This window comes from Clostridia bacterium, from assembly GCA_017394805.1.
GTDB lineage: Bacteria > Bacillota > Clostridia > Christensenellales > CAG-1252 > RUG14300.
Genome location: JAFPXC010000023.1, coordinates 12,594 through 26,482, shown reverse-complemented (window position 1 = coordinate 26,482; position 13,889 = coordinate 12,594). Strand labels below are relative to the sequence as shown.

General features: G+C 56.6%; 14 protein-coding genes. 1 reads left to right on the top strand and 13 read right to left on the bottom strand.

The annotated features are described in order from the left end of the window. Positions 1 to 2: 2 nt before the first annotated feature. The 10 genes from II896_05895 to II896_05850 form a co-directional block, all read right to left on the bottom strand. The gene (locus II896_05895) at positions 3 to 1,241 is read right to left on the bottom strand and encodes a DUF2974 domain-containing protein (protein ID MBQ4444164.1); all 1,239 of its coding nucleotides are present in this window, start codon (positions 1,239 to 1,241) and stop codon (positions 3 to 5) included. Between the two features lie 126 nt (positions 1,242 to 1,367). Further along, positions 1,368 to 2,513, bottom strand: a complete 1,146-nt coding sequence (locus II896_05890) for a DUF2804 domain-containing protein (GenBank protein MBQ4444163.1) — start codon at positions 2,511 to 2,513, stop codon at positions 1,368 to 1,370. Between the two features lie 120 nt (positions 2,514 to 2,633). Continuing rightward, positions 2,634 to 3,722: a D-alanyl-D-alanine carboxypeptidase gene (locus tag II896_05885; GenBank protein ID MBQ4444162.1), complete on the bottom strand. Its 1,089-nt coding sequence runs from the start codon at positions 3,720 to 3,722 to the stop codon at positions 2,634 to 2,636. After that, complete coding sequence (locus II896_05880; protein ID MBQ4444161.1) at positions 3,674 to 4,012, bottom strand: sporulation protein YtfJ; 339 nt, start codon at positions 4,010 to 4,012, stop codon at positions 3,674 to 3,676. The genes II896_05885 and II896_05880 overlap by 49 nt, the downstream gene beginning before the upstream one ends. A gap of 26 nt (positions 4,013 to 4,038) precedes the next feature. Beyond that, positions 4,039 to 4,527, bottom strand: coding sequence for a hypothetical protein (locus tag II896_05875; GenBank protein MBQ4444160.1), 489 nt, complete (start codon positions 4,525 to 4,527; stop codon positions 4,039 to 4,041). 140 nt (positions 4,528 to 4,667) lie between these two features. Next, positions 4,668 to 5,504, bottom strand: a complete 837-nt coding sequence (locus II896_05870) for a DNA integrity scanning protein DisA nucleotide-binding domain protein (protein ID MBQ4444159.1) — start codon at positions 5,502 to 5,504, stop codon at positions 4,668 to 4,670. Between the two features lie 3 nt (positions 5,505 to 5,507). Beyond that, the gene (locus II896_05865) at positions 5,508 to 6,917 is read right to left on the bottom strand and encodes a hypothetical protein (protein ID MBQ4444158.1); all 1,410 of its coding nucleotides are present in this window, start codon (positions 6,915 to 6,917) and stop codon (positions 5,508 to 5,510) included. A 7-nt stretch (positions 6,918 to 6,924) separates the two neighbouring features. Then, positions 6,925 to 7,473, bottom strand: coding sequence for a hypothetical protein (locus II896_05860; GenBank protein ID MBQ4444157.1), 549 nt, complete (start codon positions 7,471 to 7,473; stop codon positions 6,925 to 6,927). Next, entirely contained in the window at positions 7,470 to 8,408 is a 939-nt protein-coding gene (gene holA / locus II896_05855; GenBank protein ID MBQ4444156.1) for a DNA polymerase III subunit delta, read from the bottom strand. The genes II896_05860 and holA overlap by 4 nt, the downstream gene beginning before the upstream one ends. Then, positions 8,408 to 8,938 carry an inorganic diphosphatase gene (locus II896_05850; GenBank protein MBQ4444155.1) on the bottom strand — a complete coding sequence of 177 codons (531 nt, stop codon included), beginning with the start codon at positions 8,936 to 8,938 and terminating at the stop codon, positions 8,408 to 8,410. Before II896_05850 ends, holA begins: the two co-directional genes overlap by 1 nt. Before the next feature lie 222 nt (positions 8,939 to 9,160). Here II896_05850 and II896_05845 point away from each other — a divergent pair, with 222 nt between their 5' ends. Further along, positions 9,161 to 10,516, top strand: coding sequence for an NAD(P)-binding protein (locus tag II896_05845; GenBank protein MBQ4444154.1), 1,356 nt, complete (start codon positions 9,161 to 9,163; stop codon positions 10,514 to 10,516). 514 nt (positions 10,517 to 11,030) lie between these two features. Here the strand turns inward: II896_05845 and era are convergent. From era to II896_05830, 3 genes are read right to left on the bottom strand one after another with little or no spacing between them, the layout of a single operon-like run. Continuing rightward, a complete protein-coding gene (gene era, locus II896_05840; GenBank protein MBQ4444153.1) occupies positions 11,031 to 11,942 on the bottom strand; it encodes a GTPase Era in 912 nt (303 codons plus the stop codon). Beyond that, a complete protein-coding gene (ybeY, locus tag II896_05835) occupies positions 11,939 to 12,406 on the bottom strand; it encodes an rRNA maturation RNase YbeY (GenBank protein ID MBQ4444152.1) in 468 nt (155 codons plus the stop codon). Before ybeY ends, era begins: the two co-directional genes overlap by 4 nt. A gap of 55 nt (positions 12,407 to 12,461) precedes the next feature. Continuing rightward, positions 12,462 to 13,889 carry an HD domain-containing protein gene (locus tag II896_05830; protein MBQ4444151.1) on the bottom strand — a complete coding sequence of 476 codons (1,428 nt, stop codon included), beginning with the start codon at positions 13,887 to 13,889 and terminating at the stop codon, positions 12,462 to 12,464.

The window sequence follows — 13,889 nt, the reverse complement described above, 5'->3', positions numbered from 1 at the left end:
ATTCAGTTCTCCGTATCGTCGGGGTTTGCCAAGTCCGCCGAAACCAGTGGCAACGCGGTTATTTCGTCGGGCGCACAATCGGGTTCGACCTCGGTCGCTCGGTCTTGGGGTTTGACCTCGCGCGACGCGCTCTTCCCCGCTTTTTTCTCCTGACGGCGCACGCGCCACTCGTTGACGGTGGTCGTGACGTATTCTTCGGTAACGGCCACGCTGCTGCCCCACGCCGCCGAAAGGAACAGATGTACGCAATGCCCCATTTTCTCGCGTAGCGGCTTGGGCAGACTGCGATTGTACTGCAAGGCTTTGACGACGGCTTTGACGGAAGCGATATCCCCCACCTTGTCCACGTCCGCGTGGCGCAACGCCTCGTAGACGATGGTAACGAAGGTCTCGCGCTCCTCTATGGTCATAGAGGGCACGATGCTGTCGCATATATCGCGCACGATCTGCGAGCCGACCGTCAGCCCCTCGCCCAGCACGAAGTAGCCCTCGGGCGTGCATTGCCAAGTGAAAGACAGATGCTGATAGATATTATTGCCGTCCGATTTGATGATGGTATAGGCCACGTCGTCCACCATCATATGGCCGAAGACGCACATTTCGGGCACGGTCTTATGTACGCGCGGCAAAATACGCCGATACCCGTCGCGCGTGAGCACCGTGGGCATAAACCCCGGCCCGTCGTGGTCGTACACGGCCACGATATTATCCTGCACCGCGCGGTCGCAAAAGGCGGCGGCGTACACGGCCAAATTGCCCCCTTTGGAATGCCCGCCCACGATGAGCCGCTTGCCCGTCATACGGTTGAGCCACCGCAACGCGTGCGTTTGCGCGGCTATATCCTCTTTGTACATGAGGTCCAAATCCTCTTTCCACCCCACGAGAGTACCGTCCGTGCCGCGGCAAGCGAAGTAGTACAAATCGCCGATGGCGAACAAGGTCGCGCTGAATTGGCAGCTGGAGCCCACGTCGAACACGGTGTTTTGGGCGACCAAACGCACCTCTTCGTAGCGGACCGAACGACCGAACGCGGCGAGCAACGCCTCGTTTTCCTGCGTACGTGCAGGGGCAATCGATGCCATACGGTCTTTTACGAGGTCGTGCAAGTCGCACAAACGCACGCCCTCGTACTCACCCACGCGCAGATACGCGGCCTGCGAAAGCACCAGGCTGTCCACCTCGCCGAACGGACGAGCGGCGAAACTATCCGTAGATTGAGAAACGTACTCGATAATATTCATAGAACCATTATACCCCGACGACAGCGGATTGTCAATGCAAAGAAAAAGGGCGCCGAATTTGTTTTCGACGCCCCATTGCCGCTTTGCGGTTTCTTTGCGTTACTATCTCGTTTTCCCTTCGGCGGGTTACAGTAACAAGGTCTTGTCCTCGCCCATGCCCATCATGCCGTCGAGGATATACTTCTTTCCGTCCTCGTCGCGGAGATAGCCCTCCAACTCGCCCCAAGCGACGTAGTAGTCGATATTCACCACGCCCGCGTGCATCACCATGGGGTTGATGCCGTACACTTTGAACTTGAGGTTGACCATATCGTATTCGTCCTTGACCGTCCACTCGGAGTAGTTGGTGAAGTCCGCGCTCTCCACCGAACGGGTAAACTTGACGGGCGGCAACAGCGAAGTCTTGCCCTCGAAGAAGATGAGGTTCTCGTTGTAGGCGGGCTCGTCCGTGCTTTGGTTGTGCGTGAGGTTGAAGGCCAGCCATTTCTTCTCGCCGTCCACGTCGCACACGCCCATCGTGGTCACCCAATCGTAGTGCGCCTTGCGCGGATAGTAGCCGCGGTGGTCGTCGATGATGGCCGTGGACTCCTCGTCCGTGAGCATTTCCTCGCCGTTGATGATCAGTTTGCCCTCGGCCTTGAAGAAGTCTTTTTGGCTGTACAGCGTACGGTTGTCGCTATAGGGGAAGGGGATGCTCACCACGCAGGGTTTGGAGATACGGGTCAGTTTGAAATCGTACTCGATAGAGGCCTCGCCGTAGTTCTCCTTGATGGTCTTGGAGCAAACCTTATCGTCGTCCGTATTGATGAGACACTTACCCGTGTGTTTGCCCGAGAGGTCCGCTCTGCCGTCTTGGAAATTGTTGACGTATTTCACGAAGCCCACGTCCGACGCCGCCTCGGCGATGGAGCCGTTCAAGAGGTTGGGCGCGATCTTGGTGTCTTTGCTCTTGATTTGGGTGTCCCAGCAGTACACCTTATGCGAACGCTTGTCGTAGAACATATTGAGTTGTTTGCCGAAGATACCCATATCGCACACCACGGCCAACAACACGCCGTTCTTGAGGTGTACCTCGGTGGCTTCCCACAAGGTCAATTTGAATTTGCGCATGCAATCGGGGGCCTTGGTCGGCTTCTTGGCCCGCAAAAGTTCCATGGTCTCGAACTCCTTGTCGAACGTGCCGAACACGACTTTACCGTTCTCGTCCACCAAATCCTTGGGAGTGGGGACCGAACGACGTTTTTCCGATATGTACTTGCTATACTCGCCCATAATCAATCTCCTTTATTAAAAATATTTTATATTTATATTATAACATTCCTATACCCTACTGTCAATACCGAATATTTATGTATTCACACGCCCAAAGGCGTGTTTTTTGCATAAACGGGGCTACGCCAGCGCGGAATACACCTTGCCGCGGTAGATAAGGCGGTCTCCGAGGTAGGCGAACGCTTCGCCCAAGCAGTCCCCTTTCGCCTTTTTACCTTCCATCACAAAGGACCATCGTAGCGACGCCGCCTCTTCCGCCGACAGAGGATACCGCGCGGTTTCGCGCACGGTCACGGGCGTGGGATTGCCGAGATACTTCACCGTCCTTGCCTCGCCCGCTTGCCACAACGCCGCCATGCGATACTTTGCGAACGCCGCGTCCAGCAGATCCGCCGACCGATACCACATATCGTACTCGTGCAGTACCACCGCGACGAGGCGCATTCCGTCCCGCTCGGCCGCCGACACCAGACAACGCCCCGCGGCTTTGGTGTAACCCGTCTTCACGCCCACCGCGCCCTCGTAGCCAGACAGCATTTTGTTTTTGTTGACGAAGGTGCGCCGTTCGCCCCCTTGCGTAAAGGTATGCGTTTTGGTGGCGACGATACGGCGAAACAGGGGATCGCGCATGGCGTAGGCCGTGATTGCCGCAAGGTCGTAGGCGGTGGTATAGTGGCGTGCGTCGTGCAGTCCGTGCGGATTGGCGAAATGCGAATGGAACGCGCCCGCACGGTAGGCGACGTCGTTCATCAAGGTGGCGAACGCCTCTACCGAGCCGGCCGTCGTCAACGCCAACTGCACGGCGGCGTCGTTGCCCGACCGTAGCATCAACCCGTACAGCAAGTCCAGCACCGTCCATTTTTCGCCCGCTTTCAGGTAGATGGACGAGCCTTCCACGCCCGCCGCTTGCGCGGACACCTCTACCGTGCGATTCACGTCCACGTGTTTCAGCACCGTGATAGCCGTCAATATCTTGGTCGTACTCGCGGGCGCCATGGACAAATAGGCGTTCGAGGCCGAAAGCACCCTACCCGTCGAAGCCTCCAGGACGATAGACGCGGGGGCGACAGACAAAGCGACCGAGGGCGCGGCAGGCTCGGCGGAAGCCACACTCGGCGCCACGCCAAACGCGACCGCTACGCAAAGAGCCACCAAGCCGATCAGTCCTTTTTGAATACGTCGATAGCCGAAGATAGCAGATTGAGCCATTTGTTGGAAGGTTCCTCCCTGTCGATGGGCACGAAGCGCACGCCCACCGTGTCCATCACCAAAAACCCGACGGGGTTGACGCTGCCGCCCGCACCGCCGCCGCCCGCCTTGAGGGGCGATTGCTTTTTGTCCTGCGCGTAGTCGCCCGTACCCGACAATATACCCACGCTCACCCGCGATACGGGCACGACCACGGTACGGTCGGGCGCCGTAATGGCGCGGCCGATCACCGTGTCCGAGTCCACCATATCTTTGAGCGAAGTCAAAGTTTGCGTCATCAAATCATCCATTTGCTACCCCCTCGCGGTATGTAAACCTATGTAGCAAGGGCGGCAAGAAGATCCCACAGCGTGAAGATTATCCTGCCCTTGCACATTCCCTTGCAGACCTGCTCTCGGGACAGATAGACGGCGATAGTCGTCTTGGGCAAAGAGAGCGCGTCCGCCAAAGCCGCCAGCGCCCAATTCCTTTCCTCGTTTGCAAACCCTACCATACAATCGAGGGCGAAACGAGCGTCCGCACGAGCGAGAAGACTTACCGCAAGGTGCGCCTTCTTCACCGCGCGCATTCGTCGGGAACGGCCGCTTTGGGGGCGTTTGGCATGGTATGGTCTGCCGTTCAGCAGCACTTCTTTGTCCTCGAGGCTTAGCCACACGCGGAGTATTTTGGCACCGAATACGCCGACGCGCACCCCCATTTTTGCGTCAAACAACGAAAATCCGACGTATACTTCGACGCGTATGGGAAACACCGCAATAACTACGAGCCACAAGAAGGCGTATGCTATCCATCCGTACCATACCATACCGGTAGTATTGCGCCCTTTCGCCCTTCTATACGAAAAATCGCGCCCCGAAGAGCGCGATTTCATAAATAACCCAAACTATTTCAACCTATTTGATATAATTGCGCCAAAACCCGCGCGTTCGCACGCGCCGCGTGCGCTTAGCGATGGGTGGGTTGACGCTTGTTGCCGATAAAGGTAATGCCGTAGGCGTGCTCCAACTCCTCGGACAAACGCTCGCTGGTCATGTAGCGCTTGATCTCGCCCTTGTTCTTGACGATACTCACGATGCCCGACTCCTCGCTCACGACGATGGACAGCACGGGCGCTTCTTCCGAAATGCCGATGGCGGCGCGATGGCGCGTGCCGAGGTCGTGGCTGAGGTCGTCGCGTTGGGTCAGGGGCAAGAAACAGCCCGCCGCCAAAATAGTGTTGTCCTTGATGATGACGGCGCCGTCGTGCAAAGGCGACTTGGTGTTGAAGATGCTCTCCAACACGGCCGAAGACACCAAGCAGTTCAAGCGGGTGCCCGTCTCCACCACGTTGACGGGTACGGAGCCCGCGCACACGATGATCAACGCGCCCGTATCGTTTTTGCTGAGTTCCTGCGTGGCTTTCACGATCTCGGTGACGGCCACCAACAAGTCGTCCTCGCTGTTGCCGTGCGCGACGTAGCGCACGTCGTCGTTCTTGGTATGCAAGCGGCTGACGATATTCTTGAGATCGGCTTGGTAGACCACGCAGAACATCACGGCCAAGAATATCGTGAAGTAGCGCAGTACCGCCGTGGCGACGTAGAACATCTGTCCGCCCGTCTTGGCATTGAAGAACGCGATGGCCGCGAAAGCGCCCACGTAGAGGTAGAACAGCACGAGCACCAAGAAGTTGCGCTTCTTGGCGATGATGACCGTAAAGAACACCAAAATCGCCGCAATGACGATGGCGTCCACGATAAAGGTCAGACCGAAGTTGCTGATAAAGTTTTGAAAGGTTTCCATAGTCTAAAACTCCCCAAAGATATCGTTGGTATCGGGCGGATTGCCCGTATTATTGCTATCCGAATCCCCGTCGTCACCCTCTCCCGTGTCGACGTCGGCGCTGTCGCCCTCGACGGGCGCGCCGTATTCGCCGAACACGTCGTCCGCAGAGGACGCGTCGGCGGCTTGCCCGTTGACGAACTCGCTATTCACCGAAAAGTCGGGCGTACCCGCCTCTTTGGACTTGCGAACAAGCATCAACGCCAAGGCGACGGTCACGAGAATCACCAACCCGACCAGCCCCCATTTGAGACCGTAATACATACCGTCCGAAACGAGCGGATGATAGGAAGGCCGATTGGCCGAAGCCGAGAGCGCCGCGGCGAAGTCCGCGTCCCGCAGGACGAGGATTTTCACAAAGTCGGCGGCGTCGTTAAGGCGCTTGGCGATGGCGTCGCGCCCGTACAATTTGACGAGGTTATCGAAGGTATCGTCCTCGGTGAAGACGATATCACCGTGGGTGGCGGACTCGCTACCCGCCGCGCCTCCGGCCCAGTTGTAGCCGAAGAGGTGCACCGCGGGCACGTTCTCCTGCATAAAGATGTAGTTACCGCCCGACAGTCCCACGTGCGCATAGGGCAGATCCCCGCCGTATATCTGCGCGGTATAGCCGGGGTCGAATGGCTTGCCTTGAATATCGTAGTCGCTCCACTTGGCGGCCTCGCCGTCCACGAAATCCCCGTGCGGCGTAGACACTTCGTCGTAATAGGCGTTGAGGTGGTCGCCCACGCCCACTTGGCTGAGGTATATCGCGCCTATGAGCGGTTGCGTATTGGTACGGAGAAACGCCTTAGTGCCCGCCGAATAGAAATACTCTGCGCCCATAAAGGCAAAGGCCACGTCGTAGGACAAGTCCTTCGCCGCGTACAATTTGGCGGCGACGGACAACAATACACCCGCCGAAGAAGCGCTGTAGGCGGCGTCTTCCAACTTGGCGGCGGAGCCGTCGTAGGCATAGGTCAACTCGTTGCTATAAGGCGCGGCGATCACCAGCAAGGGCGCGTTCGCCCGCCCGCAACGCTTGTAGGCCACCACGTTATAACTATGCTCGGTCACCTCTTTCGATTGGAAATAATTGACCGACTGTTTGTAACTGAACGTAAACGGCACGCACATATCGGCGGAAAGGGATGAACCCTCCGCGTTGACATACCCCAAGGCGATCAACTTTTGCGCCAGCCAGTTGGCGGCGGCCAACTCAAACTCCGTACCTACGGTACGGTTGGACATACCGGCGAAGTCCTCGAACGCCTTATACGCGTCCACGTACTTATACGCGTCCGCGTCGGCCGAAGCCGTGGGCGCAACCGTTCCCACGAGGAGCGTAACGGCAAGAGCTACTATAACAAGAAACGCAATCAATCTCTTTTTCATAGGCACCTCACCAAATAACGCTTATCGCGAACAGCACGATAGTGGGTATCGCCAAGGCGACGAAACACTTGCCGCTCTGCCACGGGGGCACGAACGAATGGTCCATCGTAAGATACGCCGCCACGAGGCAAGCAAAGGTCGTCAGCGACGCGCAGAACTCCCACAAGTAGAAGCCCACGGGCACGAGATAATTGAGCAAACACACAAAGAGAGCCTCGAACAACTTGGCGACGATCAGCCAAAACGCGGCGAAGCGCACGAAGTCGTTGTAGGCCACGGGCAAACGGCGCAGATTATAGTCGGGCACCGCGTGCATCATACGGAAAAAGATGCGGTCGCCGATGGCGTACACCACCCGTATCAACAGTCGGGCGATAAAGCCGTAGGCCACGCCGATAAGCAGTACGTAGATGACCGTAGCCGCCACGGGAGACAACCCGTAGTTCACAAGCATAGCCGCCGAAGAACTTCCCGTATACACGGAAGCCAACGCGCTCACTGCCATCAACACGACGGTAAATACCCCGATGGGGATTTTGGCTAAGACTTTGTTCAAGTATTCCTCCTTTCGATGGCTTCGGCCACGGCGAGGTCGAGCGCTTCCGCGGGGCCCATTCTGCCGCTTTTGAAGTCATATTCCAATCGATACAGCGTTTTCAGCAGCGCCAGCAGGGTTTTTGCGCTGTAGCAACGCACGGATTCCAGGGCCTTGGTGATGGTGAAGGCCTTGGCGTCACCCAACAGTTTGGCCAACTCGGGCACGGACAACCCGCTCACTTTGGCGTAGAACGCACGGCGATAGTGATTGATGACGTTGCCCAAGAAGAGACCTGTATCGTTGCCCGAAGACAAACTGTCCAGCACCTTATGCGCACCCACGTAATTCCCGCGCGCGACAAAATCGCCGAATGCGAAGATTTTGTACTCGGGCGTAGCCGTCACGACGGCCTTCACCGCGTCCTCGTCTATGGTCGCACCGCCCGTATAGGCGGCCAATTTGACCAATTCGGCCTCCACCACACGGGCGTCCTCGCCGCAATACGCGAGAAGCAACGACAGGGCCGATGGCGTCGCTTTTATGCCCTGCTCGCGGCAATAGGCTACCATCGAATCGGCGAAGTCCTCCCCTTTGAGTTTGTCGAACTCCACCGTCTGCGCCGCTTTGGGCGCCCAACCGCAGCGGTAAAACACCAATACGGACGTATCGGTGGGATTCGCGCAATAGTCCGTCAGAGCGTCCCGCTCCTCTTCTTTGAACGAGGCGACGTCCTGCATAACGACCACGCGGCGCCCCCCGAACATCGGGAAACTGTCCAAAGCGGCCAGCGCGTCCTCCACCTTTTCCAACGGGGTAAACACGTTGACTTCGTTGGCGTCCGCCAAAGCCGTCAGCATAGCGAGCGCCTTGCCCGCCTGATATTCGTCGCCCTTGAGGAAGTAGACGGGTTGCACCCCTTCCTCCAGTTGTTTGGCGAATCGGTCGAGCCGCATTATTCGCCGAATTTATCGCGGAACATCTGGATGGACTCTTGGATGATTTCCAAGGCGCGCTCCCTGCCCATGATCGCCATGACCGAGGTCACCTTGTGCTCCAACGTCTTGTAGACGGTGAAGAAGTGGCGGATCTCGTCCGTGATATGGTGGGGCAAATCGCTGATGTCGCGGCAATAATTATAGGTGGGATCGCCGTAGGGAATGGCGATGATTTTGTAGTCGAACGCGCCCTCGTCGGTCATAGACATCACGCCGATGGGGTAGCAACGCACGAGGGATAGGGGCACTATGTTTTCCGAACAAATCACCAAGACGTCCAAGGGGTCCTTGTCGTCGGCGTAGGTACGCGGGATAAACCCGTAGTTGGCGGGATAGTGCGTGGACGTATACAGCACGCGGTCGAGGATGAGAAATCCCGTCTCTTTGTCCAATTCATATTTGTTTTTGCAACCTTTGGGTATCTCGATTACCGCCAAAAAATCGTGCGGCATAACGCGCGTGGGGTTGACTTCTTTCCAAATATTCATAGCGTCTCCTTGGGTGCGCGAGTGCGCACAATTTTAGTTATGTATTATTATACAACATATCTACGCATTTTTCCATAGTTTGAGCGACATTTTCTAAAAAACTTTTGCGGTTTCCCTTACTTTTGAAGAAAAACCCACACGAATACGCGCAAAACAAGGCGAATGCGTTTTTGCGCTTGCAATCTCGGCGCGAGTATGCTATAATGCGGTGTGAGGTAAATTATGGATAAATACGACGTAATCATCGTAGGCGCCGGCATCGGCGGCCTGATGGCGGCATACCGCCTTTCCAACGACAAAAAAGTGCTGGTCATCGAGCGCGGCAAAGGGCTTGACAAACGCGTCTGCCCTCTCACGCACGGCATGGCCGACAAGTGTCTCAAATGCCCCCAATGCTCCATTATGGAGGGCGTAGGCGGCGCGGGCGCTTTCTCGGACGGCAAGTTCAACATCACCACCGAGTACGGCGGCTGGTTGCAAGACATCGCGGGCACCGAGGAGACCATGCGCTACATCGGCCAAGTGTCCGACATTCTCAACGAATTCGGCGCCACCGACAAGCAGTATTTCCCCTCGGACGAGTTCAAAAAGAAGTGTCTGGAGTACGACCTGCACGCCTTGCAGGCCACGGTCAAGCATTTAGGCACGGACGGCAACTTCCAGGTGATGAGCGCACTGTATCGCTATCTGTCCACCAAGGTGGACTTCCTTTTGTCCACGGCCGTCACCGAGATAGAGGCGGACGGGCACGCGGTGGTCTGCTCCAACGGCAAGACCTACCGCTATGACGAACTCATCATCGCCATCGGCCGCAGCGGCAGCGAGTGGTTCGGTCACCAATGCACCAAGTTGGGCGTGGCGGTAGACAACAACCAAGTGGACATCGGCGTCCGCGTCGAGTTGCCCCGCATCGTGTGGGAAGGCATCAGTCGGGAGATTTACGAGCCAAAAATCGTGTACCGCACCAAGGGATACGGGGACACCACGAGGACGTTCTGCTTCAATTCGGGCGGCGAAGTGGTCATCGAAAACAACGATGGCATTCTCACCGTCAACGGCCACGCCAACGCCGATCCCGCCAAGAAGACCGCGAACAGCAACTTCTCCATTTTGTCCACGTCGCGCTTCACCCAGCCCTTCAACAAGCCCATCGAGTACGCCAAGCACATCTGCAAATTGGCCAATATGACGGCGGGCGGCGGCGTCATCGTCCAGCGCTTCGGCGACCTCATTCGCGGCCAACGCACCAACGAGCATCGTTTGGCGCAGTCCACCGTGCGCCCCACCTTGGCGGCTGTGGCGGGCGACCTATCCCTGTGCCTGCCCAAGCGGCAGTTAGACAACATCATCGAGACCATCTACGCGTTGGACAAGATTGCGCCGGGCACCGCCAACTACGATACGCTCCTCTACGGCATCGAGGCCAAGTTCTACAGCATTCGGCCGCAGTTCATCGACGACTCTTTCGCCATCAAACCCCACGTGTACGCCATCGGCGACGGCGCGGGCGTGACGAGAGGCTTAGCCCAAGCGGGTGCCAACGGCCTGATGGTCGCGGACGCTATTTTGGGCAAATAAACGGATTATTTCCCCACCAATCCGCTTTGCCACGACGGAAAAATTCAGTAAAAATATACGCTACCAAGCCCAAACGTCCAAACAAAAAATCAACAAAAAAGCACCGTTTCCCTCTTGGGAAGCGGTGCTTTTTTTCCTAACGTTCGCCTATGGCGAACTGTGGTGCCCGCGAACGAGCGAATGCGCGCTCAATCGCCTTTTTCGTCTTTTTGCAAAACTCTTCCTGCGTGACGACGACGGTGCGTCAAATGGGATGAGTGAGCGTGTATTCAAACGAGCGATGCGGGTACCCAACGTACTTCTTGTACGTGGTGCCCGCGAACGAGCGAATGCGCGCTCGATCGCCTTTTTCGTCTTTTTGCAAAACTCTTCCTGCGTGACGACGACGGTGCGTCAAATGGGATGAGTGAGCGTGTATTCAAACGAGCGATGCGGGTACCCAACGTACTTCTTGTACGTGGTGCCTGCGAACGAGCGAATGCGCGCTCAATCGCCCATTTCACGCACCGTCCGCTTACTCGTCGTCTTTCAGGTCCTTAATATCATACCCGAGGATAGACAGCGTATCGGGGCTTTGCCGCCAATTCTCGCGCACTTTCACCCACAATTTGAGGAAGACGGGGCAACCGGCGAGGTCTTCCATTTCCTTTCTTGCGGCGGTGGCGATGCGCTTCAAAGTCTCCCCTTTCTTGCCGATGATGATGGGCTTATGGTTGGGTTTCTCGCAGATAATATCCGCGTGTATCTCTTCCACGCCGTCCTCGCGGCTTAGGTACTTGACGATCTCCACGCCCACGCCGTGCGGTATCTCGTCCTGCAAAAACTTGAGCACTTTTTCTCGCACGATCTCCCCCGCCATAAAGCGCAGGGTGCTGTCCGTCGAAATGTCGTCGGGATAGAAAGGTTGCCCTTCGGGCAAATCCTTGACGAGGATCTCCGTCAATACGTCCAGATTCTCCCCTTTCTCGGCGCTTATGGGCACGATTTCCACGCCCTCCACCCCGTTCAGCAAGGATAACACGGACACGAATTGCTCCCTTGGTGCCTCGTCCATTTTGTTGACGGCCACCACCATTTTGGGCGTGGTCGCGGCCAGCCGCTTGACTTCGGCCAACTCCTCCTCGTCCAGCCTGCGCCCGCCGTCAATGACGTAGACCACGCCGTCCGAGCCTTTTTGCGCCGCGGACACGCTGGCCTGCATATACACGCTCAAGCGGTCTTTTCCGTGCTGTATACCGGGGGTATCGGTGAGCACGAGTTGATACTCCTCTCCCCCCAACGTGCCGTTGACGATGCCGTTGATCTTATTGCGCGTAGTCTGCGGCCGCCAGGATACGATGCTGACTTTTTCGCCCACCAACGCGTTGGTCAAGGTGGACTTGCCTGCGTTGGGCTTGCCCAATATCGCAAAAAAACCGACCTTCATCGCTCTATCCCCAATTCCTTCATAATGGCCTTTTGGTGCGCGTTCATATCCTCCTCTCCCTCGGGCGTAACGTGGTCAAACCCAAAGAGGTGCAGCATACCGTGCACGGCCAAATAGACGAACTCGCGCAATTCGCTGTGCCCGTACTCCTTGGCTTGGCGGCGCACCTTGGCGCGGCAAATCATGATATCGCCCAAGAACAGTTTGCCCGTCTCGGGATTAATGTCCGCTTGGTAATCGCACATACAGATAGGAAAGGTAAAATCCACGGCGGGAAAACTCAGCACGTCCGTCACCTTATCCACGTTGCGGTGCTCGAGATTGAGGGAACGTATGGTACTTTGCCCTACCACGGTGAAGTCAATCTCGAACCAATCCTCGAGTTCCAAGTTGCGCAAAACCGCGTAATACGCGCGGGTAAGTTGCTCCTTTTCGGCGGCGGAAATCATATAGGTACTAATCATAAAAACCTCTTTTCAACGTGTATTTTTTCGCAAGTAGCGGCTTGTCCCGCTGCCCTTAGCGTTCTTTTTTCTTGTCGGGGTAATTGACGCGCTGGTGGTTGGTGCCGACCAAGGCCTCCACCAACGTGTCGCGGATGAGGGCCAATTCGCGCATGGTAATGTCGCAGTTGTCGAATTGTCCCGACTCACGCTTGTCCTTAATCAATTTGTCGATCAGGGGATACAACTCCTCTCTCGTGGTCAGTTTCTTGGCGCGGGTGGCGGCCTCCACCGTATCCGCTATCATCACGATGGCCGAAATGCGGTTGGACGGACGAGGGCCGGGATAGCGATAGGTACTGCTGTCCACCGTACCTTCGGTGATATTGAGCGCCTGCACGTAGAAGTAACCCACCGTGCTGTCGCCGTGGTGTTCTCTTGCGACGTCCGCCAGCAATTTGGGGAAGTGCTTTTCGGTGAGCATTTTGTAGCCCACTTCGGTATGGCGCGTGATGATCTTGACGCTGTTTTCAAAGGTCAAATCGTTGTGGGGGTTGTAGCCGTCCGTTTGGTTCTCGCTGAAAAACTCGGGGCTTTGCAGTTTGCCGATATCGTGGAAATAGGCCGCCGCTTTGGCCAGGTTGACGTTCTCGCCGATGGCGTTGGCGCACCGCTCGGCCAAATTGCCTACGGCAAGGCTGTGGTGGAAGGTACCGGGCGCTTTCTCGCTCAACTCTTTGAGAAGAGGCTGGTCAAAACTGATATATTCGAGCAATTTGAGGTTGGTTTCGAGCCTCAACACCCACTCCAGCACGGGGGACAGTACGAGGCACAATAGTAGCGACGCCACGTCCGACACCAAATACCACAAACCGCACATCACGCTGGAAATGATATCGGTGGTATCGTCGAAGACGACGGACACGGCCACGCACAAAAGGGACGTCAAAATGCCCGCCACGACCACCTCGCCGATAAGGGAAATGCGGTTATAGTTGGGACGATAAAAGGCGATGACCGCCGAAGAAGAAATGAGTTTAAGAAGAAGATACACCACGCCCGCCACATTGAACGCATGGTCCACGTAGAGCCAGCGGATGACGTACATCGTCAAAATGACCGCGAAGCAGGAGAAGTTGATGACGAACGCGCTGCGCTTGTTGACCAACAGCACGGTCAAAAGACTGCACACCAATAGGGGCACGAACACCACCTGCAGGTAGCGCATACACACCAGCACGCACAACACCGAAAGCAACGTGGAAATGTACATCACCGCCATATTCTTGTACATATTCAGGCGGTACAACGCGCCTATGCTGTTGGCGACCGCGAAAATGGCGACGTACACCAGACCGATGACCACCACGCCCAAGGCGGGGATCTGGAACTTGCCGTCCGTAAAGGTCATACACATAGCGCATACCGCCAGCACGATGGCGAACCCTACCGACAACGCGTAGGATATCAATGCGGTTTTGGTTTTTTCGTTCAGTTTGCTCAT

Excerpts from the sequence above, each read along its gene's own strand:
- II896_05895 (MBQ4444164.1), bottom strand. The coding sequence starts at position 1,241 with ATGAATATTATCGAGTACGTTTCTCAATCTACGGATAGTTTCGCCGCT.
- II896_05890 (MBQ4444163.1), bottom strand. The coding sequence starts at position 2,513 with ATGGGCGAGTATAGCAAGTACATATCGGAAAAACGTCGTTCGGTCCCC.
- II896_05885 (MBQ4444162.1), bottom strand. The coding sequence starts at position 3,722 with ATGGCTCAATCTGCTATCTTCGGCTATCGACGTATTCAAAAAGGACTG.
- II896_05880 (MBQ4444161.1), bottom strand. The coding sequence starts at position 4,012 with ATGGATGATTTGATGACGCAAACTTTGACTTCGCTCAAAGATATGGTG.
- II896_05875 (MBQ4444160.1), bottom strand. The coding sequence starts at position 4,527 with ATGGTATGGTACGGATGGATAGCATACGCCTTCTTGTGGCTCGTAGTT.
- II896_05870 (MBQ4444159.1), bottom strand. The coding sequence starts at position 5,504 with ATGGAAACCTTTCAAAACTTTATCAGCAACTTCGGTCTGACCTTTATC.
- II896_05865 (MBQ4444158.1), bottom strand. The coding sequence starts at position 6,917 with ATGAAAAAGAGATTGATTGCGTTTCTTGTTATAGTAGCTCTTGCCGTT.
- holA (MBQ4444156.1), bottom strand. The coding sequence starts at position 8,408 with ATGCGGCTCGACCGATTCGCCAAACAACTGGAGGAAGGGGTGCAACCC.
- II896_05850 (MBQ4444155.1), bottom strand. The coding sequence starts at position 8,938 with ATGAATATTTGGAAAGAAGTCAACCCCACGCGCGTTATGCCGCACGAT.
- II896_05845 (MBQ4444154.1), top strand. The coding sequence starts at position 9,161 with ATGGATAAATACGACGTAATCATCGTAGGCGCCGGCATCGGCGGCCTG.
- era (MBQ4444153.1), bottom strand. The coding sequence starts at position 11,942 with ATGAAGGTCGGTTTTTTTGCGATATTGGGCAAGCCCAACGCAGGCAAG.
- ybeY (MBQ4444152.1), bottom strand. The coding sequence starts at position 12,406 with ATGATTAGTACCTATATGATTTCCGCCGCCGAAAAGGAGCAACTTACC.
- II896_05830 (MBQ4444151.1), bottom strand. The coding sequence starts at position 13,889 with ATGAGCAAACTGAACGAAAAAACCAAAACCGCATTGATATCCTACGCG.